This is a genomic window from Streptomyces longispororuber (assembly GCF_024448165.1).
Taxonomy (GTDB): Bacteria; Actinomycetota; Actinomycetes; order Streptomycetales; family Streptomycetaceae; genus Streptomyces; species Streptomyces longispororuber_A.
Window position 1 is genome coordinate 17,154 of record NZ_JAMOLN010000001.1, and the last position, 20,133, is coordinate 37,286.

Consider the following 20,133-nt stretch of genomic DNA (forward strand, 5'->3'; position numbering starts at 1 on the left):
ACCCGCACGACCGGCCCACTCTCCTCGGCTACCCCTCCGCAACTGGCAAGGGTTCACAGGATGCCCCGGGGCGCGGCCGAAGCCGCGGTGACACGCTGCTCTTGCGGGTCCCCTTCATGGGCTGCTCGTCGACCATGAAGGCGGCGGGGCCAGACGTGGCCGTTGGGGCAGCTACGCGGATCCATCAGAGGCAGGCTCAGCGCGAGGAGACGGGTCCGTCCGCGATGGGCCGATGTCCCTCGGAGTCGGCGGCGGCCAGGTTCCCCCTCCTTTCCCGGTGCTCATGGACGAGGCGGATCGCCATGGCGCCTTCACCGGTCGCCGAGGCCACCCGTTTCACGGAGCCGCTTCGGACGTCGCCGGCGGCGAAGACCCCGGGAAGGGTGGTCTCCAGCAGCATCGGATCGCGGCCCAGCGCGGCCAACTGATCCGCATCGGCCACCGCCTGGGCGTCGGCGCCGGTGAGGACGAAGCCCTTCTCGTCCAGAGCCAGCACACCCCTGAGCCAGTCGGTGCGCGGCCGGGCTCCGATGAACACGAACAGCGCTGCGGCCCGCAGCTCGCGGTGCTCACCGCTTGCGTTGTCCTCCACCGTCAGCGACTCCAGTCTCTCCCTCCCACCGGCGCCGCGTACTTCGGTGTGGAGCAACACCTCGATCTTGGGGTGCTGTTCCACCTGGTCCACCAGGTAGCGGGACATGTCGGCGTTGAGGTCACCGCCCCGGACGAGGAGGTGAACCCTGGGCGCGTGGTTGGCGAGGAACAGCGCAGCCTGCCCGGCGGAGTTCCCGCCGCCGACCACGGCCACCGGATCCGCCTGGCAGAGACTGGCCTCGTGGACCGTCGCCGCGTAGTAGACACTGGTGCCTTCCAGGCGGTCGAGGCCCGGCACTTCGAGCCTGCGGTACAACACGCCCGAGGTGAGCACCACGGCGCCCGCTCGGACCCGGGACCCGTCCGTGAAGGTGACGGCGTACTCATGGTCCTGCGGGATGAGCCCGCTGACCTCCGCCGGCACCATGAGACGGGCACCGAACTTGTGGGCCTGGAGCACCGCGCGTTCGATGAGCTCGCCCCCGGAGATGCCCGATGGGAAGCCGAGATAGTTTTCGATGCGTGACGAGGTGGCAGCCTGGCCCCCGGTGGCGACCGCGTCGACGGTGACCGTGGTGAGACCGTCGGAAGCCCCGTACACGGAGGCAGCGAGTCCCGCGGGGCCGGCTCCGACGACCAGCACGTCGCACCGTCCGCCATCGGACGAGGAGGTGGGGGCAGGCAGCCCGATCAGCCGGGCGAGTTCGGCGTTGCTCGGATTGCGCAGCACCCTGTCGCCCTGCCAGAGGACCACCGGTGTCTCCTCGGTACGGATGGCGAACCGGCGCAGTAGTGCCTCGGCCTCCTTGTCCTTCTCCAGATCCACCCAACGGTGGGGCAACCGGTTGCGTGCGGCGAACTCCCGCAGCCGCAGGGTGTCCGGTGAATAGCACGATCCCAGGATCCGGAAGCCGGCGCCGAGGCCGATGAGCAAGTATCTGCGGCCCAGGTAGGCGCGGAGGATCAGGTCGCCGAGGACCGGATCGCGGCCGACCAGAGCGCGTTGCCGCTCCACCGGTACGGCCAGGATCTCGCCCGCCTGGCGCATCACGGCGGTGTCGAACGCTGCCTGCCCCTCCAGCAGCCCGAGTTCGCCGAGGAACCGGCCGGGTCCGTGCACGGCCACTGTCCGCTCGTCGGGCCCGCCCTGGTCGTGGATGATCTCGACGGACCCACTGAGGATCGCGAGGAACTCGCGGATCGGCCGGCCCTCGCGGTACAGCACCTCGCCCTCGGCGGTCCTGCGGCGTTCGCCGTGCGCTGCGAGGCTCTCGAGCTGCTCCGGCGTGAGGCGCGGGAACGCTCCGTACCGGTCAGGCGTCTCAGCGACCGCACCGTCCCTGGGCTCGGTCGTGCTCATCAGACCAGGGCCTCGTGAACGAAGCACCAGCGCCAGTCCTCTCCCGGCTCGAAGGACCGCACGACGGGGTGGCCGACGGTTCCCGCGTGCTGTCGAGCGTGCTTGTGAGGAGAGGAGTCGCAGCAGCCGACGTGCCCGCAGGTGAGACAGAGGCGCAGGTGCACCCACGGGGAATGCTCCTTGAGGCACTCCTCGCAGCCGTCGGGGGTGCGCGGGGTCACTGGGCGCACCATCGCCAGGTGGGGGTCGGGAAGCGTGGCCATGAGGGTCTCCTTCGGGGAATGAGTCTGATCGGCCGCAGCCCGTGGGGTTCGGATGCGTGGGGGTCCCAGATCACCTCGCCATCGGATTCACTCTCCTGCCGTCGTGTGCCGGCCCTCCATCGCCTGCTCGACCCACGAGCGCAGAGCGTGCGCTGGTGCCGCGCCGGCCTTTCGGGCGATCGTCTCGCCCTTGTCCAGGACGAGGAGGGTCGGCACGGCCTGCACTTCGAAGCGCCGACTGAGCCGTGGGTTCTTGTCGATGTCGACCTTGGCGAGCTTGATCCGTCCGGCGAGGTCGCGGGCGACCTCTTCGAGGGCGGGGCTGACCATGCGGCAGGGGCCGCACCACGTGGCCCAGAGGTCGACGACGACGGGCACGGTGGCCTGCTCGACGACCTCGGCGAAGTCGTCGTCGCCCGCGTCCACGAGCCAGGGCAGGGGTTGCTTGCATCGGCCGCACCTGGGTCGTCCCTCGGCGGCCACGGGAATCCGGTTGCCGCGCCCGCAGTTGGGGCAGGTCACCGTCGTCGTCCGGGTGGTGCTCACGCCGCCCTCGCTCCCTTCACGTCCTCGGGCTGGTCGTAGGTGACCACCAGCTCTCCGTGCTCGGCGTCGACGCGGATCTTCGCGCCGTCCTGGACGTCGCCGCGCAGCAGGGCGCGTCCGACGAGAGTCTCGACCTCGTGGGAGATGTAGCGCCGCAGCGGTCGGGCCCCGTACACCGGGTCGAAACCCTGATGGGCAATCAACTCGCGTGCCGCGTCGGTGAGTTCGACGGTGATGCGGCGATCGGCGAGGCGGTGGCGCAGCTCGTCGAACTGCAGCTCCACGATCCGCTCGATCTGCCGCTCACCGAGCGGCCTGAACAGCACGATGTCGTCGACGCGGTTGAGGAACTCCGGACGGAAGTGCCCGCGCAGCTCGCCCATCACCAGGGCGCGGGCGTCCGGCTTGACCTCGCCTTCGGCGGTGGCGCCGTCGAGGAGGTGCTCGGAGCCGATGTTGGACGTCATGATGATCACCGTGTTGCGGAAGTCGACGGTGCGGCCCTGAGCATCGGTGATGCGGCCGTCGTCGAGGATTTGCAACAGAGTGTTGAAGACATCGGTGTGCGCCTTCTCGATCTCGTCGAACAGCACCACCGAGTACGGCTTGCGGCGTACGGCCTCGGTGAGCTGGCCGCCCTCCTCGTAGCCCACATATCCGGGCGGTGCGCCCATGAGCCGGCTGACGGTGTGCCGCTCCTGGTACTCGCTCATGTCGAGCCGGACCATGTTCTCCTCGGAGTCGAACAGGGCCCGGGCGAGGGTCTTGGCCAACTCGGTCTTCCCGACGCCGGTGGGACCGAGGAAGATGAACGAGCCGATGGGGCGGCGAGGGTCACGGATGCCGGAGCGGGCGCGGATGATGGCATCGGCGACGAGCTTGACAGCCTCGTCCTGGCCGATCACGCGCTCGCGCAGGATCTCGTCGAGGCGCAGCAGTTTCTCGCGTTCGCCCTCCTGGAGACGGGCGACGGGGACGCCGGTCCAGGCGGCGACGATCTCAGCGATCTCCTCCTCGGTAACGACCTCGCGCAGCAGCCGGTTCTGCCCTTGTTTGGCAGCCAGTTGCTCCTCCTCCGCGGCAAGCCTGCGCTCCAGGTCCTGGAGGCGGCCGTAGCGGAGTTCGGCGGCGCGGTTGAGGTCGTAGGCCCGTTCGGCCTCCTCCGCATCGAGGCGGACCTGCTCCAGTTCCTGGCGCAGCTCCTGCACACGGCGGATCGCCTGCCGTTCGGCATCCCACTGGGCGTGTTTGGAGTCGGCCTCTGCGCGCAGGTCGGCCAGTTCCTTGCGCAGCTCTGCCAGGCGGGCCTCACTGGCGGGATCGGTCTCCTTCGAGAGGGCGGCGTCCTCGATCTCCAGGCGGGTGACGCGGCGGGTGATCTCGTCGAGTTCGGCGGGCATGGAGTCGATCTCGGTACGCAGCCGGGCGCACGCCTCGTCGACGAGGTCGATGGCCTTGTCGGGCAGGAACCGGTCGGTGATGTAGCGGTGGCTGAGGGTGGCCGCGGAGACCAGTGCCGTGTCCTGGATCTTCACTCCGTGGAAGACCTCCAGGCGTTCGCGCAGTCCGCGCAGGATGGAGATGGTGTCCTCCACGCCCGGCTCGTCGACCACCACCTGCTGGAAGCGGCGTTCGAGAGCGGCGTCCTTCTCGATGTGCTTGCGGTACTCGTCGAGGGTGGTGGCGCCGATCATGTGGAGTTCGCCGCGCGCGAGCATCGGCTTGAGCATGTTCCCCGCGTCCATGGCCCCTTCGGCGGCGCCCGCCCCGACGACGGTGTGGAGTTCGTCGACGAAGAGCAGGATGCCCCCCTGAGCGGCCTTGACCTCGCTAAGCACAGCCTTGAGCCGTTCCTCGAACTCACCCCGGTACTTGGCGCCGGCGACGAGCGAGCCCATGTCGAGGGCGAACACGATCTTGTCGCGGAGCCCTTCGGGCACGTCGCCGCGGACGATGCGCTGAGCGAGACCCTCGATGATGGCGGTCTTACCGACACCGGGATCGCCGATGAGAACGGGGTTGTTCTTGGACTTGCGGCTGAGGATCTGGGTGACGCGGCGGATCTCGGAGTCCCGGCCGATGACCGGGTCGAGGCTGCCGGTCCTTGCCTCGGCGACGAGATCGCGGCCGTACTTCTCCAGAGCCTCGTAGGCCACTTCGGGGTTGGCGGAGGTGACGCGCTGGTTCCCTCGGACCTGGGTGAGCGCGCTCAGGAACGAGTCCCTGGTGATGCCGGCCTCCTTGAGCAGGCGCCCGGCGGTGGTCGACGAGCCCTCATCCGCCAGGGCGAGCAGGAGGTGCTCCACGGACACGTACTCGTCCTTGAGGCGTTTGGCCTCCCGTTCGGCAGCATCGAGCAGGCGGGACAGACGCTGGGTGACGAAGACCTGGCCGGGGGCCGCGCCGGGGCCGGTGACCCTCGGGCGGCGGGAGAGTTCCTCGCGCACAGCCGCGCGCAGTTCGTTCGGATCGGTACCGGCCTGTTGCACCAACCGCGATATCAGACCGTCCTCCTGATCGAGGAGTGCGAGCAACAGGTGTTCCCCGTCGACCTCGGTCTGCCCCATGCCGACGGCCGCGGTCTGGGCTTCCTGGAGGGCTTCCTGGGACTTCTGGGTGAGACGGTTCATGTCCATGGGGGGTTTTCACTCCTCGTGCCGCGCCCTTGCAGGGCGGCTTCGAGCAGGCTGATGCGATCGAGCAGGTCGAGCACCAGGCCGATCGAGGCGTAGTTGAGGCAGAGTCCGGAGCGCAGCCGTTGGATGCGGCCGAGCACCGCCGGGGCCGTGGGATCGAACACCAGGTGCCCCGCGGCGTCGCGGTCGGCGTCGACCAGTCCGAGGGCGACGAACCGGCGGATCAGGTCAGGGTGGAGGCCCGAGCGACGGGCCACGGCGTCCAGGGAGAGTCCGCGGACGGGCACGAGCGCGTACCGGACAGCCGTCGCGGCGGTGAGGCCGGTGCCCGTTCGTACCGGACGGTCGCCCATGCCGGCCCGGCCGGTGCCTGCCGCTCCCGCGGGTCGATCGTTCATCGCGTCCTCCTGGGGTCGAAGGAAGATGTGGCGGCGAGTTCCTCGAACAGTTCGCGCTCCCGATCGCCCAGGGTGGGCGGCACCATGACGCGGAGTTCGGCGTACAGGTCGCCGTCGGCGCCGCGCGGATTGGGCATGCCCTCGCCGCGCAGCCGCAGTCGCCGACCGCTGGACGAACCCGCGGGCACGGTGACCTTGGCCGTGCCACCGCCAGGGGTGGGCACGGGCACGGTCGCACCGAGGGCCGCTTCCCAGGGGGTGACGGGGACCTGGACGTGGACGTCGCGGCCGTCAAGACGGAACTGTGGGTGGGGCTGGATACGCACCCGCAGGTACAGGTCGCCTCCGGGGGCGTCACCACTCCCCCGACCACCCTCCCCCGCGAGCCGGATGCGCTGTCCGTCGGTGACGCCCGGCGGCACGTTGACCTCGTACCGCCGCGGCTGCCCGGTGGGCCCGGCGAGCGTGACGGTGCGACGGCCGCCCTTGAACGCCTCCTCCACGGTGAGCGGCAGCTCGGCCTCCTGGTCGGCTCCCGGTGCGCCGCCGCGGGCGGCGCCTGCTCCGAAGATCGAGCCGAGCAGGTCCTCGAAGTCGACACCGTCTGCTCCGAAGTCGTCGCCGAAGCCTGTGGCGTACCGGACTCGGGGGCCGCCCGCGCCCGCGGTCCTCCGGGCGCGGGAGCCACCGCCCGCCCCGGCCGCGACCCGTTCGTCAAAGTCCTCGGGGATCTTGCGGAAGTCCTCGCCGAAGCGGTCGTAACGGGCCCGGGTCTTCGGGTCTGACAGGACGCTGTATGCCTCGTTGAGGTCCTTGAAGCGTTCCTCCGCTCCCGGGTCCTTGTTGACGTCGGGGTGATATTTGCGGGCGAGCCGGCGATAGGCCTGCTGGATCTCGTCCTGGCTCGCTGTCCGGGACACGCCCAGTACCTCGTACAAGTCCTGTGCCATGACGGGTCACTCCCGCTTCGCGACAGTCACGGCGGCGGGCCTGAGCTGCCGTTCGCCGTCCCCGTATCCGGGGCGCAGCACGTCGACGACCGTGCCCGGCGAGGCGTCGGGGTCCTGGACGACGCCGATCACCTCGTGCCGGGCCGGGTCGAAGGCGACGCCGTTCTCCGCGTGCCGCGGGTAGCCGAGCAGTTCGAGAACGTTCACCGCCTGGTCGCGGACGGCTCGAACGCCCTCCACGACCGGGCCCGCGTCGGCGCCGGCGTGGGTCAGGGCGAGTTCGAGGTTGTCGAGGACGGGCAGGAAGGCGGCGGCTGTACGGGAACGCTCGGCGGTGCGCTCCCGCTCCAGTTCCCTGACGTGGCGCTTGCGCAGGTTGTCGAGGTCGGCGAGCGCGCGACGCCAGCGGTCCTCCAGTTCCTTGAGCTCGGCCGTGTACTCGTCCTCGGACGGTGCGGGGCCGCCGCCGGCCCCGCCGAGGTCGGGTTGCTCGTCCGTGGCAGGCCCGCGACCCGCCGGCGGAACCGCGGGTGGCGAAGCGCCGGGAAGAGGACCTGCGGCGTCCTCCGAAGCCGGATCGGTGTGGTCGGGTCCGGCCGGGTCAGGCTGGTTGGGGTGGATCGGCATAGCGGTGCCTCAGTCCTTGTCGAACTCGGCGTCGATGACGTCGTCGCCACTGCCGCTCGTGGGACCGCCGGTGGTGGCGTCCTGCCCCGGGCCACCCGTGTCGGCGGCGCCCTGGTGGGCCGCCAGCCCCGCGAGCAACTGCTGGAGTTCGGAGGTCAGGGGCCGCACGCGTTCGACGTCCGCCTCTTCCTTGACCGCCGCCCGGGCATCGGACACGAGCATCTCGGCGCGTGCCTTTTCGTGCGCGGGCGCCGCGTCGCCCAGTTCCGCGAGGCGCTTCTCGACCTGGTAAGCCACGGCGTCGAGCTCGTTGCGGGCGTCGACGGCCTCGCGGAGTGCCTGGTCCTGGCCCTGGTTCCGCTCGGCCTCCTGGACCATGCGTTCGACCTCACTGCGGTCCAGGTTGGAGCTCTCGCTGATCGTGATGCCCTGTTCCTTGCCGGTGTCCTGATCGCGGGCCGTGACGTTGAGGATCCCGTTGGCGTCGATGTCGAAGGTGACCTCGATGTGCGCTTCGCCCCGCGGCGCCGGCCGGATGTCGGTGAGCTGGAACTTCCCCAGCACCCGGTTGTCGGCGGCCAGCTCGCGCTCGCCCTGGAGGACGACGATGTCGACGGCGGGCTGGTTGTCCTCGGCCGTGGAGAAGGTCTCGGAGCGGCGCACCGGGATGGTGGTGTTCCGCTCGATGATCTTCGTCATCACGCCGCCACGTGTCTCGACCCCCAGCGACAGAGGGGTGACATCGAGCAGCAGGACGTCCTTGACCTCACCCTTGAGCACCCCGGCCTGGATCGCGGCGCCCAGGGCCACGACCTCATCGGGGTTGACGCTCATGTTGGGTTCCTTGCCGCCGGTCAGTCGGCGCACGAGGGCCTGAACGGCGGGGATACGTGTGGAACCGCCGACGAGGATGACCTCGTCGATGTCGCTCTCGCCGACCTTGGCATCGGTCATGGCCTGCTGGACTGGTCCGAGGCACCGCTCCACCAGGTCGCTGGTGATCTGTTCGAAGGTGGACCGCATGATCGAGTCGGTGAGGTGCTTGGGGCCCGAGGCGTCGGCCGTGATGAACGGCAGGCTGACCTGCGTCTGTGTCACCGAACTCAGCTCGGTCTTGGCCTTCTCCGCCGCCTCGAACAGTCGCTGCAAGGCCTGCGGGTCCTTGCGCAGGTCGATGCCGTTCTCCTTCTGGAAGCCGTCCGCGAGGTGATCCACCAGACGCCGGTCGAAGTCGTCGCCGCCCAGGTGGCTGTCACCGGCGGTGGAGCGCACCTCCACCACGCCGTCGCCGACGTCGAGGATGCTCACGTCGAAGGTGCCGCCGCCCAGGTCGAAGACGAGGACGGTCTCGTGCTGCTGCTTGTCCATGCCGTATGCGAGGGCTGCGGCTGTCGGCTCATTGATGATCCGCAGCACCTCCAGTCCGGCTATCCGACCGGCGTCCTTGGTGGCCGTGCGCTGGGCGTCGTTGAAGTAGGCGGGAACCGTGATGACCGCCTCAGTGACCCGTTCCCCCAGCTGCTTTGAGGCGTCCTCGGTGAGTTTGCGCAGCACTTGGGCGCTGATCTCTTCAGGCGCGTACAACTTGTCGCGCACCTTGAAGCGGGCCTCCCCGCCGTCGCCCTCGACGACGTCGTACGCGACCGCCCTGGCCTCGTCGGAGATCTCATCGAAGTGCCGACCGATGAACCGCTTGGCCGAGTAAATGGTCCCCTTGGGGTTGAGAATCGCCTGGCGCCGGGCCATCTGGCCCACCAGACGCTCGCCGTTGTCGGTGAAGGCCACTACAGATGGTGTCGTGCGGTTGCCCTCGCTGTTGGGCACCACGGACGGCTCGCCGCCCTCCCACACGGCGATCACCGAGTTCGTGGTACCCAGGTCGATACCCACTGCCTTGGCCATGAGAATCTCCTCCCGGTGCGGCGGCCCTGCGCCGACTCTCCGGATCACGTTCGTTCAGGTTCGAGTGGAATCTCCGCCGGTGGTACGCAGCGCCGAGCAACCGTAGGGCCTCGTCGGCGACCGCCCCGCAGCGCGTTCGGCTTCCTCGTACGTCTTGGGCGAGAAAACCGGCCTGCGAGGTTGCTCGGTCATCGCCATCGCCCCGTCCTTCCTGCCGATACCGGCGGAGGCTGCAGCTCTGTCCACGATCGCCAGCCGGGTGGCTTCGCGCCTCCACCTGACGAGTCAGAAGTGCACGGGCCCGGTAGCCCCACGAGTATGAGAGAGAAGAATCTGGACATCTCGGATGAGCCGCCCCCGAGTGGGTAGGCGTCAGAGCGATCGCCTCCCCGGAGCTCTGGGGAGAACGGAGTGATCCCATGGCCGGCAGCCGGGCACACAACGTGTACGGCCGCTGCTCCGACTGGGAGGGCAACCTTCCGCCGGGTAGCGCCGGGCGGCATCCCGCGGACACACGGAGAAAGCCGCGACCATCCGCTACGAGCCCGGTCGACGAGGCCCTCCACGAGCTGGTGGCCCTTTCCCGCGCCCTGCTCGAAGCCCCGGACGAAGGCGAGATCCTGCGCCTGGCCATGCACCACATTGCCGCCGCCGGGCCATACAGTGCCGAAGCCGGATACCTCGAGGTAGACGGTGATCTGGTCCCCAGTCCCAGGAACGATTACACCCATGCCGCAGCCGTGGACCGAAGGGTCCGGGAGCTGGAGGGGCAGGACGGTCCAGTGACCGTCCCCGGCAGGCCCTGGGGCAGGGCCCTGGCGCTGCGCGGGCTGGAGAGACTTCACGGATACCTTGTGGTGACGTCCCGAACCCGCCCTACGGGGGCCCAGCGATCCCAGCTCGCCACGCTCGTCCGGCAGACCGCTACTGCTCTGTCAGTCGCTTTCGCGCAGCGCCGCCAACGCGAGGACGCGGTGGAGCTTCACCGGGTCAAGGAGGAACGCGCGACTCTTCAGCAGCAGCTGATCTCCGTGGTGGCTGAGCTGGGGTACCAGCAGGCCGTTCATGCGCTCATGGCCGACATCGCCGCCTCGGGCGGCGGTGAGGAGGCCGTCACCCGCGCACTGCATGAGCTCACCGGACTTCCCGCGCTGGTCGAAGACCGCTTCGGACGGCTGAAGGCCTGGTCGGGTCCCGGCCGACCCGACCCCTACCCGGAACCGGACCCTGTCCGCCACAACGACATGCTGCACGCAGTCGCCCGGGAGGTCGGGCCCGTACGGATCAAGGACCGGCTGATCACTCTGGTCCGCCCACACGGCGAGATCCTGGGCGTGCTGGCGCTGGTCGACGCCCTGAATGAGGCCGACGAACACACCGTGTTCGCCCTGGAACACGCCGCCGCGTCGCTCGCCCTGGAGCTGGCGCACCTGCGCAATCTGGCCGAAGTGGAGTTGAGGCTGCACCGTGAGCTGGTCGACGACCTCCTGGCAGGGACGGACACCGCGAGCGCCTACGCCCGGTCCGAGGCGGTCGGACACGACCTGCGCCGCAGCCACTACGTCGTCGTCGTGAAGTGGTCGAACCGGACTGCGGACGATTCGTTCGCCCAGACCGTGGGCCGGGCGGCCTCTGCCGTCGGCATGCGCTCGCTGCTGACCCGACGCTCCGACCACGTAGTCCTGGTCGCTGACGACAGGCCGCACGCTCGCGCGCTGCACGAGGCGCTCACCCGGGAAACCGGAACACGGTCCGGGACGATCGGGGTGAGCGCTCCTTCCGACTCCGTGCCCGACATCCCCCACCGCTACCAGGAGGCGCAGCGCGCCCTCGAAGTGCGCCTCAATTCCCGCGAGCGGTACGGCACGACCTTCTTCGACGAGCTCGGCCTGTACCGCATCCTGGGACCCGGCGCCGGTCATCAGGAACTGGAGACGTTCGTCCACGATTGGCTCGGGCAGCTCATGGCCTACGACTCCCAGCATCACACGGCCATGGTGGAGACCCTCACCCGGTACTTCGACTGCGGCGGCAACTACGACGAGGCCGCCGCGTCCCTCGCGATCCACCGCAGCACGCTGCGCTATCGGCTGCAGCGCATCCGCGAGATCAGCGGAAACGACCTCGCGAACGTCGAAGACCGGCTCAACCTCCAGGTGGCGACCCGAGTGTGGAAGATCGTGCTGAGCGGATCCGACTGATGCCACTTACAACAGCTGTGTCGGCGGGGGAATCGAGAGAGCCCGGGTCTCAAGGTCGATCTGCTGAGCCTCTCCGGTAGGAACTACCACGACAGGAATGCGTGCGTCGGGTGCGCTGACGATCTCAGGCCGTTCGGCGATCACTGGTCGCAGACCGCCCGTGAGGCCCAACACAGACAACCGGGCGCACACCTCTTCACGTACCTCAGGCTGATCCTCACCGATCTCACCGGTGAAGACCAGGGCGTCCAGGCGGCTCAAAGACGCGGCCATCCCGGCGATACCGCGACGGCAATGGTGGGTGAAGACATCAAGGGCGAGTGCAGCACGTTCGTCGCCCGCCGCCCGACTGCGGACCAGGTCGCGCGTGTCGTCCGAAGTGCCGGAGAGGGCGAGGAGACCGGACTTGTGGTTCAGAGCGTCTTCGATCTCGTCCACCGACACATTCTTCCGTTTCAGCAACCAGGTCAGGGCGCCAGGGTCGACGCTGCCGCTGCGACGACTCATCACCAAACCCTCCAACGGCGTAAAGCCCATCGTCGTGTCGACGCTGTGCCCCTCACGCACGGCGCAGGCGGAGCAGCCGCCGCCAAGGTGCACCATCACCAACTGCAGTTGCACCGGGCGGCGGCCGAGGAGTTCAGCGGTGCGGGCCAGCGCCCAGGCGTAGGACAGACCATGGAAGCCGTAGCGGCGCAGTCCGTACGCCTCGCGCCAGCGGGCAGGTACGGCGTACTCCCGTGCGCAGGCCGGTAGGCCGGAGTGGAATACGGTGTCGAAGCAGACCACGTGCGGAACGTCGGGCAGCAGATCCCGAGCCGCGTCCAGAACGGTCAACGCCTGCGGGACGTGCAAGGGCGCGAGGTCTGCCACCCGATCCAAGCGAGCACGCACATCGTCATCGAGCAGGGTGTGGCTGCGCATTTCCAAGCCGCCGTGGGCGATGCGGTGACCCACGGCTGTAGGAGCCGGCCCTTCCCTCAGCAATTGCCACAGGGAATCGAACGCGGCTTCGCCTGGAGGAGAATCGCTGTGATGTTCGTTGAGGACCTCACCGCCTTCCCCGAAGACCGTCAGACGCAAACTCGATGACCCCGCGTCTGTCACCAATACCGGGCTGATTCGTGTTCGCACACACCGATCCTCTCCATCGTTCCGCAACGTGTTCCGAAAGAGGCATCACGACTTTCGTATCGGGCTTCCATGCCCCGGCCCTGAGTACCCGATCCGACCACCCAGGAAACGGAAAATTCTGCGAGACGATTCCAGCGGACCAGTAACGTTCGGCGCAAAGATTGGCCGAGTGCTCGGATTTAGAGGCCCTGATAGAAGCCGGTTGTGGTGTGGCCGTCGGGCCTTGTGCGGGATCTTGTTCGTGCTGCATACCGGCACTCAGTGGGAGTACCCAAGACGCCATTTCTGCGGCCGGGGAAACGACCGTCGTGGTTCTTCAGGGCCCGAGTCAGCATCGTCCGGTCCATGAGATCGCCGCCAACGTGGCCCCAGAGCCAGGCCGGATGCGGCCGCGACACCAACGCGGTGGCCGCCGCCGGTTCACGCGGTCGCGGCGGTGTGGACGTATGCCCGCGCCGCCTCGACAGGAGTCGTCGCCGCTGTTGGGATGACCGATGCGAGGCCGCAGCACGCGTCCGACCACGGCCGAGCCGGGGTAGGACGCCGCCCGTCGGCCGGCACGGTCCGGTAATCGGACGGCCGGTCGCCTGGGATCCTTAACGTTCGTGGCCGTCGGGATGCAGGACCACCTTCGTCCAGCCCTCGTCACGGGCGTCGAAGTGCTCGTAGGCGCTGGGAGCTTCGTCCAGGCCGAGCTCGTGGGAGACGAGGAAGCTCGGCTTCGCCTTCCCGCCGGCGACCAGATCCCGCAGCGCCCGGTTGTACCTCTTCACCGGCGCCTGCCCGGTGCCCATGCGCTGGCCCTTGAACCACATCGTCCCGAAGTCGATCGGAACCTTGCCCTTCGCCTCCAGCTCGCCCTGGGCCTCTGCGCCGCCTGGGTCCTCGGGCAGGAAGACGCCCACCACGCCGATGCTGCCCGTGAACCTGACCGAGTCGATCAGTCCGTTGAGTGTGAGGCTTGCGTCCTCTTGGCCGTCGGGGTCGTGTGCCTGGTAACCGACGCATTCGCAGCCGTTGTCGGCATCCAGGCCGAGGGTGGCCTCCTTAACGACCTCCGCCGGGTCCTGCTCGGCGGTGTTGATCGGGATGGCGCCGATCTCCTCCGCCTTGCGCAGCCGGTCGGGCTGGTGGTCGGCCACCCAGACGCGGCCGGCGCCCTTGAGGACGGCGGAGTAGGCCGCCATCAGCCCGACGGGTCCGGCCCCGAAGACGATGGTCTGGTCGCCATCTCGGTGGCGTGGTAGCCGGTGGGGAAGATGTCGGCGAGCATCACGTAGTCGCTCTGCCGCTCGGCGGCGTCCTCGCCCAGGCGCAGCGCGTTGAAGTCGCCGTAGGGCACGCGCAGCAGTTCGGCCTGGCCGCCCTGGTAGGGGCCCATGTCGGCGAAGCCGTAGGCGGCTCCCGCGAGGTCGGGTTCCGGCTGCATGGTGAGGCAGTAGTTGGTCAGCCCGCGCTCGCACTGCTTGCAGAAGCCGCAGGCGATGTTGAAGGGCAGGACGACGTACTCGCCGACCTGTACCTTGCTGACGGCCGGGCCGACTTCGACGACCTGGCCCATGTTCTCGTGTCCCAGTGTGCGGCCGGACTCGAACGAGGTGCGGCCCTCGTACATGTGCAGGTCCGAACCGCAGATGTTGGTGGCGGTGATCTTGACGATGATGTCGCAGGGGTGCTCGATCTTCGCGTCCGGCACGTCCTTCACTGTGACCGTGCGCGGTCCGTCGTATACCGCTGCTTTCATGATGACTCGCCTTGGTGTCACGGCACGGCGAGAACTACGAAGGGGTTCACGGCTCAAGGGTTCCCAGCGAACCAACAGCCTGAGTCGCGAAAGCGGTCATGGGTGACGCCGTCCCGCCGGGGAGGATCCCCCATCAGCTCGGCGGGCATACCTCACGGGGCTCCGTCAGCCTCCGGCACGAACGACTGCTCTCTGATCGCTCAGCCGATGTTCTGATGTCCACCGGCCGGCCCTGGATGCCTGTATGGCCCAAGTCACCCGCTAGTCGCCGTGGTCACCTTCCACCGTACGACGGCGTTCCTGTTCGCGCTTGGAGTAGGCGGCCGCCCGGACCGCCTCGTCGCTCTCCAGGCCCGATCCCAGCGCACCACCCACGGTGGCGACCGAAGCAACGAACCAGGCCAGCGTCACGTAATCCGCCGCGTTCAACGGCGATCGCGTGAGAGAGGCGAATACCCGGTCGTTGAGAACGAACAGCGCCCACAGGAAGCTGATGACCATCAAGCCGACGTAACAGGCAAGTACGCCGATGCCGACGGTCACGACTGTCGAGGCGTTGTAGAGCCTCGCCCTCTGTCTCGCCTCCGGCGAGCTCTTCGACGGGCGATGCCACAACTGCGCGTCCACGATCAGCCATCCGATCATGATCGCGAGAGATCCGATCGTGGCAATCACGAGACGGGGCGTGCTCAGGGCTTCGGCCAGACTCCAGACGGTCGAGTTCACGGTGGCGATGGCCCCGGTCGCCAGTGCAGCCGCCAGCGCCTTCGACAGACCCGGCACCAGCCGCCAGGGCCGGTTGGCGCGGACCATCCCCGCAAGCACCCGCAGGCGGCCCCGGCTGCCGCTGACGACGTACCGGAGATCAGCCGCGTCCTCACCACCGACCGGGTCCGGGTGGACAGGCACGATGTGTCCGGCGAACGGCGTCGGCAGCGGTTGACGTGGCAGGCTGCCTTCATCGTCACCAATCCGCGGGTCCATGAGGCGGAGTACGGCTTCTTCCACAGCCTGCCGGGCTCTCCTCTGCAGCCGCAAGCCACCCAATGAGGGCAGTGACAACAGTGCCAGCCCACGCCCGTGCTGCATGTCCACCACCAGCGTGTGCCCGTCGGCGCGCAGTGGAAGGTCGGTGAGGGCGACGACCACGTCCCAGTTCTCCGCGTCCGCGCGGTCCCTGATCCGGCGTATCAACGTGGGCGGGTCCTCGCTGCCCGAGGTCAAGGGCTCACTCACCACCTTGATCTCGAACCGTCGCCCCGGGGATCTCGCGGCGAGCCGAGCAGGGGGAACCCGGGCCATACGCTGCGCGACCTCCGTCGGCGCGTCCGGATCCGCCAGAAGGGCGACGACCGTCACTTCGAAGACGACCCGCCCGTACGACCCGATCCCTCACGGCTGCTGCTGGAGCTCATGTGTCGAAAGGATGCCTCATCGGCAGCCGAGGTCCGGGGGTGACACGCTTGCCCACACATGCCTGGTGCCGTCCTCGTCACCATTTCGGTGGTGCTCGTACTGCCTGGTTCTCCAGCGCTGTGGTCCAAGTCAGGCGGACAGCTTCGCGGTCCCTACAGGCGTGTCTCGGAGAGGGTTGTCGAGGGTGTCACGCCATAGCGCTGTCGGTAGGCGGCGGCGAACCTGCCGAGGTGGGTGAAGCCCCAGCGGTAGGCGACGTCGGTGACGGTCGCCTGCCCCGGTTCCTTCGCGCGCAACTCCTCATGGGCGCGGACCAGGCGTGTCCGGCGCAGGTAATCCATGGGAGACATGTCCACGTGCCGGCGAAATCCCTCCTGCAGCCCTCGAATGCCCACCCCGGAGATCTCCGCGAGGGCTGCCACGGTGAACGGATGCTCCGGGTGTGCCTCCATGGCGTCGATGGCGCGCTTGACCGGAGCGGGACGGCTGGGTGGAGCCGGCCGCGCCAGTTCTTCGCGGTACGGATGATCCGCTGCCAGCAGCAGGCCGTTCAACAGCGCCTCGCGCACGCTGGCAGCCACAAGTTCCTGCCCGAGAAGCCCTTGGGATGTCTGAGCGTCCTCCGCCGCCATCCGTGCCAGTCGGGCCCAACTGCGCCCAGGGCCACTGGAAACGTCCATGGAAGGGTACAGCCGGAGGGGCAACCGGATCGGGGTGTCGAGCAGACGCTCCAGTTGGAGTTCCAGTGCGGGCCGTTCGATCTTCACCGCGAGAAGTCGGCAGTCACCGCTCCATCGGTCCAGCACCGTGTTGCGGCCCGGCTGGAAGACGGCGGCTTCGCCCACGGTCGCGAGGAGTGGATCGCGACTTCCTTGATGCCATGCCATGGATCCGGACAGTGGTATGTCGACGTGGTACGCGCCGAGCTCGCCGAACCCCATACGCAGATCTGCGCCGAACTCCAGGGCGCCAAGCGTCACACCGTGGAGTCGGCTGACCGCGAAGTACCCGGAGAGGACTGACGATGGCTGGAGCAGGTCGACGACGTTGTTGTAGAAGTTCTGCCCGATGATCTGCCGGGCCTCGTCCAGGTCGCCGGTGCGGAGTCGGACCGGCCGGGTGGTTTCGGCGTGGAGAGCCGAAACCACCTCGGGCCGTGACCCAGTCTGTGACATGGGGGCCGGTACAGGAGCGATCCCTTCGGGAGGACACGGTTCCCCGGCGGCGGCCCGATTGCGGGCCGCCGCCGAGTCGGCAGTCCGCGGATCGAGCGACGGAATCATGCGTTCCTGCGAATCACCGGCATCAGAATCGTTCGGCATTCATGCAAGTTTGCCGCCCCACCCGTCTGAGCTTGCGCCACATCGCGCCGCAGTGGCTGATCGGCTGCGTTAAATGGATCATCGCGTGTGTTGACCGGACTAAGTCGGCAGAGAGCTCTGACTAACGTTGCCCCGGAGGGCTCATCAGCCCTCCCGCCGTACCGGCCGACGGACCATCGCCCGGTGCGACCGCGACCGTCGTCCTGGGCGCCCGGACCCCGCGCTCAGGACGACGGACTGCGCCGTGTGCCGAAACCGCCGGCCGACAGCGCCCCCCGTTCCGCGGACCAGGCCACTAGTAGGACTCCGTTAAGTCTGCGTGGATCTTGTCGCGGTTCGCTGCCCGGAATTGAGGAGTGGACGGTGGCAGGTGGTGCAGGTGCCGGTCCAGCACCTCAGGACGTCCTGGAGGAGCTCGAGGACCTGGTAGAGGGTGAGGCCGGCATGGGGGCTTTTGGGGAGAGCCGCTGTTCGGTGAGGAAGGCATGGGCCGCGGTCACGAGGGTGACGTGGTGATGCCAGCCCGGCCAGGAGCGTCCCTCGAAGTGGTCAAGACCCAGGCCGTGCTTGAGCTCTCGGTAGTCGTGCTCGACCCGCCAGCGCAGCTTCGCGCAACTGACGAGGTCCTTAAGCGGGGTCTGGACCGGGAGGTTCGAGAACCAGCATTCGGTGGGTGTTTCGGAGTTCAGGGGCCACTCAGCCAGCAGCCACAGGTCGGGCAGAACGCCGTCCCACCAGCCTTGTTCGGCCGAGGCTTGGGCTCGCAGCGGGCGGGTGATGGAGTTGCTGGCGGGGCGGACACGCATGGCTGCGAAATGTGAGCGCATCGGACCGTGGGAGCCGTGGCGCCAGGTGATTTCGGTGAAGGCGGACCGTCCCAGATTGATGGCGTGGGCAGTCACGGCCGGTGGGGCCTGACGGTAACGGGGCTGGGGCCAGCAGCCGTTGATGCCCTTGCGGGCGGGTGCCTCGGGCACGGCGTCGAAAGGGTGGGCCGTAACGTCGGAGCGGATGGAAAGCACGTAGTTGAGGCCGCGTTCGGTGAGTTCGCCGCGGAAGGTTGCGTTGGCTCCGTAGGCCGCGTCGGCGAGTACGACGCGGGGCGGGACGCCCCAGCCGGTGAGTTCGTCGAGGATGTCCAGGGCGAGCCGCCATTTCTCGCGGTGCCCGATCTCGGCCGGCACCTTGCAGGCAGCGCGGCGCTCGGCATCGTCGGCCCACTCCTTGGGCAGGAACAGACGCCACTGCAGGGGGCACGACGCCGTGGCGGTGCAGGCGTGCACGCTCACCGCGACCTGGCAGTTGGCCCGTTTGCCCATCGCCCCGCAGTACTGCGGGGCGACTGCTACGGGCATCCGGCCGTCCTTGGGGAAGGACACGTCGTCGACCACCCACGCCTCGGGGCTGATCCGCGCACTCATCCGCTCAGCAATGCGCCGACGCACCGGCAGCGGGTCCCAGGTGGACTGGTTCACGAACTGCTGCAGGTTCTGCTCGTTGCCGTCCGGAAGCCGCGACGCCATCGCCTGGACCGACTTCCGGCGCCCGTCCAGCATCAGACCCCGCAGATAGCAGTCACTCTTGTCCCGCTGGTCCTTGCGCGGTACTGAGGCAAACACATCAGCGACGAAGAAGGCCAACCTCGCCCGGACACGGTTCACTTTGACCTGCCCCACGTCCCGGGTTCCAGTTCTGGTGGCTACTGCTCTATTCGGGGTGTTGTCGGGAGGAGTGACGGGCGGTGATCCCTGCGGTAGGCCGGTGGTATGCGGTATGCACAGGGCGGTGGGCTGACCGCCGAACGGCAGCACTTTCGTGAACGGATCCGGCTCGAGGCCGGTGAACGGTTCGAGCAGGGTGAGAAGAACGCGCTGATCGCGAAGGAACTGCGGGTCAGTGTGCGCTCGGTGGAGCGCTGGCGGCGGGCCTGGCGCCAGGGCGGGACGGCCGCCCTGGCCTCGGCCGGGCCTTCGAAGCTGCCCAGACTCAGTGATGACCGATTCACCGAACTGGAACGGGAGTTGGCCCGGGGGCCGGCGGTGCACGGCTGGGAAGACCAGCGCTGGACCCTGGCGAGGATCCGCATACTGATCTTCCGGCAATTCGCACTGGAGGTCTCGCAGGCGGCGGTGTGGCGGCTGCTGCACCGGCACGGCTGGTCCTGGCAGTCACCCGCCCGCCGGGCCGTGGAACGCGACGAATTCGCGGTCCAGCTGTGGAAGAAGAACGTGTGGCCGCAGGCGGAATGACTGCGGCGGCGCTGGGCGCCTTCCTTGTCTTCGAGGACGAGGCGGGGTTCGGGATGACCCCGGCACGGGCCCGGACCTGGGGCCGGCGCGGACAGACGCCGGTGGTGCGGGTGCGCGGCCGGTCCTGGCGCCGCTATTCGATCGCCGCCCTGTGCTGCTACCGGCCAGGCGAGCCTTCCCGGCTGATCTTCCGGCCCCGCCGTCACCGCAAGCACCACGGAAAGGGACGCAACAGTTTCGCCTGGACCGATTACCGCGACCTCATCGTCCGCGCCCACATCCAGCTCAGGGCTCCCATCGTCCTCATCTGGGACAATCTCAACACCCACCGGACCGCCGGGATGCGCCAGTACGCGGCAGGCCACGACTGGCTCACCATCGTTCATCTGCCCTCCTATGCACCGGACTTGAACCCGGTAGAGGGCGTCTGGTCACTGCTGCGGCGCGGCCCGCTGGCCAATGTCGCCTTCACCGACGACGACCATCTCGAACACACCCTCCGCCGCGGCCTGCGGCACATTCAACGCCACCCCGAACTCATCGACGGCTGCCTCACCGGCACCGGACTCAGGCTGACTCACTATCCGACGACAACACCCCGAATAGGTCAGTAGTCACCGAGACTGGAGCCCAAATGGTGGGGCAGGTCAAACCTGTCACCCAGAGCTGCAGCAGACCCCTCTCCTCAGGGCCGCGCAGGGCACTGAGTAGCCACAGCGGGCCCGCCGAGTCCGTGCAGGTCGTCGGGCTTCACCCGCCTCGCCCTGTTCGACACGCAGGGAGCACGGGCA

General features: G+C 68.5%; 14 protein-coding genes and 1 pseudogene. 2 read left to right on the forward strand and 13 right to left on the reverse strand.

What is annotated here, in order from left to right; translation table 11 throughout:
• Positions 1–196 precede the first annotated feature (196 nt).
• From M4J07_RS00075 to dnaK, 8 genes are all read right to left on the reverse strand, one after another.
• Positions 197–1,954 (reverse strand): FAD-dependent oxidoreductase, encoded by a 1,758-nt coding sequence (locus M4J07_RS00075; RefSeq protein WP_255965584.1) that lies wholly within the window; start codon positions 1,952–1,954, stop codon positions 197–199.
• A complete protein-coding gene (locus tag M4J07_RS00080) occupies positions 1,954–2,217 on the reverse strand; it encodes a UBP-type zinc finger domain-containing protein (protein ID WP_255965586.1) in 264 nt (87 codons plus the stop codon). The genes M4J07_RS00075 and M4J07_RS00080 overlap by 1 nt, the downstream gene beginning before the upstream one ends.
• Positions 2,218–2,304: 87 nt before the next feature.
• A complete protein-coding gene (gene trxA / locus M4J07_RS00085; protein ID WP_255965588.1) occupies positions 2,305–2,763 on the reverse strand; it encodes a thioredoxin in 459 nt (152 codons plus the stop codon).
• Complete coding sequence (gene clpB / locus M4J07_RS00090) at positions 2,760–5,399, reverse strand: ATP-dependent chaperone ClpB (RefSeq protein WP_255965591.1); 2,640 nt, start codon at positions 5,397–5,399, stop codon at positions 2,760–2,762. The genes trxA and clpB overlap by 4 nt, the downstream gene beginning before the upstream one ends.
• Positions 5,390–5,797, reverse strand: coding sequence for a chaperone modulator CbpM (locus M4J07_RS00095; RefSeq protein WP_255965593.1), 408 nt, complete (start codon positions 5,795–5,797; stop codon positions 5,390–5,392). Before M4J07_RS00095 ends, clpB begins: the two co-directional genes overlap by 10 nt.
• Positions 5,794–6,747, reverse strand: a complete 954-nt coding sequence (locus M4J07_RS00100) for a DnaJ C-terminal domain-containing protein (RefSeq protein WP_255965595.1) — start codon at positions 6,745–6,747, stop codon at positions 5,794–5,796. Before M4J07_RS00100 ends, M4J07_RS00095 begins: the two co-directional genes overlap by 4 nt.
• Before the next feature lie 6 nt (positions 6,748–6,753).
• On the reverse strand, positions 6,754–7,374 hold the full coding sequence (locus M4J07_RS00105; RefSeq protein WP_255965597.1) for a nucleotide exchange factor GrpE: 621 nt from the start codon (positions 7,372–7,374) through the stop codon (positions 6,754–6,756).
• A 9-nt stretch (positions 7,375–7,383) separates the two neighbouring features.
• Complete coding sequence (gene dnaK / locus M4J07_RS00110; RefSeq protein ID WP_255965599.1) at positions 7,384–9,276, reverse strand: molecular chaperone DnaK; 1,893 nt, start codon at positions 9,274–9,276, stop codon at positions 7,384–7,386.
• 419 nt (positions 9,277–9,695) lie between these two features.
• Between dnaK and M4J07_RS00115 the strand changes: the two genes are divergently transcribed.
• Entirely contained in the window at positions 9,696–11,477 is a 1,782-nt protein-coding gene (locus M4J07_RS00115) for a PucR family transcriptional regulator (protein WP_255965601.1), read from the forward strand.
• Positions 11,478–11,483: 6 nt separating this feature from the next.
• Here M4J07_RS00115 and M4J07_RS00120 read toward each other — a convergent pair whose 3' ends face one another.
• The 5 genes and pseudogenes from M4J07_RS00120 to M4J07_RS00140 all read right to left on the reverse strand — a co-directional run bounded on the left by M4J07_RS00120 (position 11,484) and on the right by M4J07_RS00140 (position 18,769).
• Positions 11,484–12,611, reverse strand: a complete 1,128-nt coding sequence (locus M4J07_RS00120; RefSeq protein WP_255965603.1) for an acetate/propionate family kinase — start codon at positions 12,609–12,611, stop codon at positions 11,484–11,486.
• Positions 12,612–13,207: 596 nt separating this feature from the next.
• Positions 13,208–14,355, reverse strand: a pseudogene (locus tag M4J07_RS00125) (glutathione-independent formaldehyde dehydrogenase).
• Between the two features lie 261 nt (positions 14,356–14,616).
• The gene (locus M4J07_RS00130) at positions 14,617–15,657 is read right to left on the reverse strand and encodes a hypothetical protein (RefSeq protein WP_374214963.1); all 1,041 of its coding nucleotides are present in this window, start codon (positions 15,655–15,657) and stop codon (positions 14,617–14,619) included.
• A 266-nt stretch (positions 15,658–15,923) separates the two neighbouring features.
• A complete protein-coding gene (locus tag M4J07_RS00135; RefSeq protein ID WP_255965605.1) occupies positions 15,924–17,093 on the reverse strand; it encodes an AraC family transcriptional regulator in 1,170 nt (389 codons plus the stop codon).
• Positions 17,094–17,488: 395 nt separating this feature from the next.
• On the reverse strand, positions 17,489–18,769 hold the full coding sequence (locus tag M4J07_RS00140; protein ID WP_255965607.1) for an IS701 family transposase: 1,281 nt from the start codon (positions 18,767–18,769) through the stop codon (positions 17,489–17,491).
• Positions 18,770–18,859: 90 nt separating this feature from the next.
• Between M4J07_RS00140 and M4J07_RS48635 the strand changes: the two genes are divergently transcribed.
• A protein-coding gene (locus M4J07_RS48635) for an IS630 family transposase (RefSeq protein ID WP_445276292.1) occupies positions 18,860–19,956 on the forward strand; the annotation gives its coding sequence in 2 pieces (ribosomal slippage) (positions 18,860–19,321 and positions 19,324–19,956; 1,095 coding nt in all).
• Positions 19,957–20,133: the final 177 nt, after the last annotated feature.

Bases quoted from the DNA above. Each gene is read 5' to 3' on its own strand.
- M4J07_RS00130 (WP_374214963.1), bottom strand. From the start codon at position 15,657: ATGGCCCGGGTTCCCCCTGCTCGGCTCGCCGCGAGATCCCCGGGGCGA.
- clpB (WP_255965591.1), bottom strand. From the start codon at position 5,399: ATGGACATGAACCGTCTCACCCAGAAGTCCCAGGAAGCCCTCCAGGAA.
- M4J07_RS00080 (WP_255965586.1), bottom strand. From the start codon at position 2,217: ATGGCCACGCTTCCCGACCCCCACCTGGCGATGGTGCGCCCAGTGACC.
- M4J07_RS00105 (WP_255965597.1), bottom strand. From the start codon at position 7,374: ATGCCGATCCACCCCAACCAGCCTGACCCGGCCGGACCCGACCACACC.
- dnaK (WP_255965599.1), bottom strand. From the start codon at position 9,276: ATGGCCAAGGCAGTGGGTATCGACCTGGGTACCACGAACTCGGTGATC.
- M4J07_RS00095 (WP_255965593.1), bottom strand. From the start codon at position 5,797: ATGAACGATCGACCCGCGGGAGCGGCAGGCACCGGCCGGGCCGGCATG.
- M4J07_RS00115 (WP_255965601.1), top strand. From the start codon at position 9,696: ATGGCCGGCAGCCGGGCACACAACGTGTACGGCCGCTGCTCCGACTGG.
- M4J07_RS00075 (WP_255965584.1), bottom strand. From the start codon at position 1,954: ATGAGCACGACCGAGCCCAGGGACGGTGCGGTCGCTGAGACGCCTGAC.
- M4J07_RS00100 (WP_255965595.1), bottom strand. From the start codon at position 6,747: ATGGCACAGGACTTGTACGAGGTACTGGGCGTGTCCCGGACAGCGAGC.
- M4J07_RS00135 (WP_255965605.1), bottom strand. From the start codon at position 17,093: ATGCCGAACGATTCTGATGCCGGTGATTCGCAGGAACGCATGATTCCG.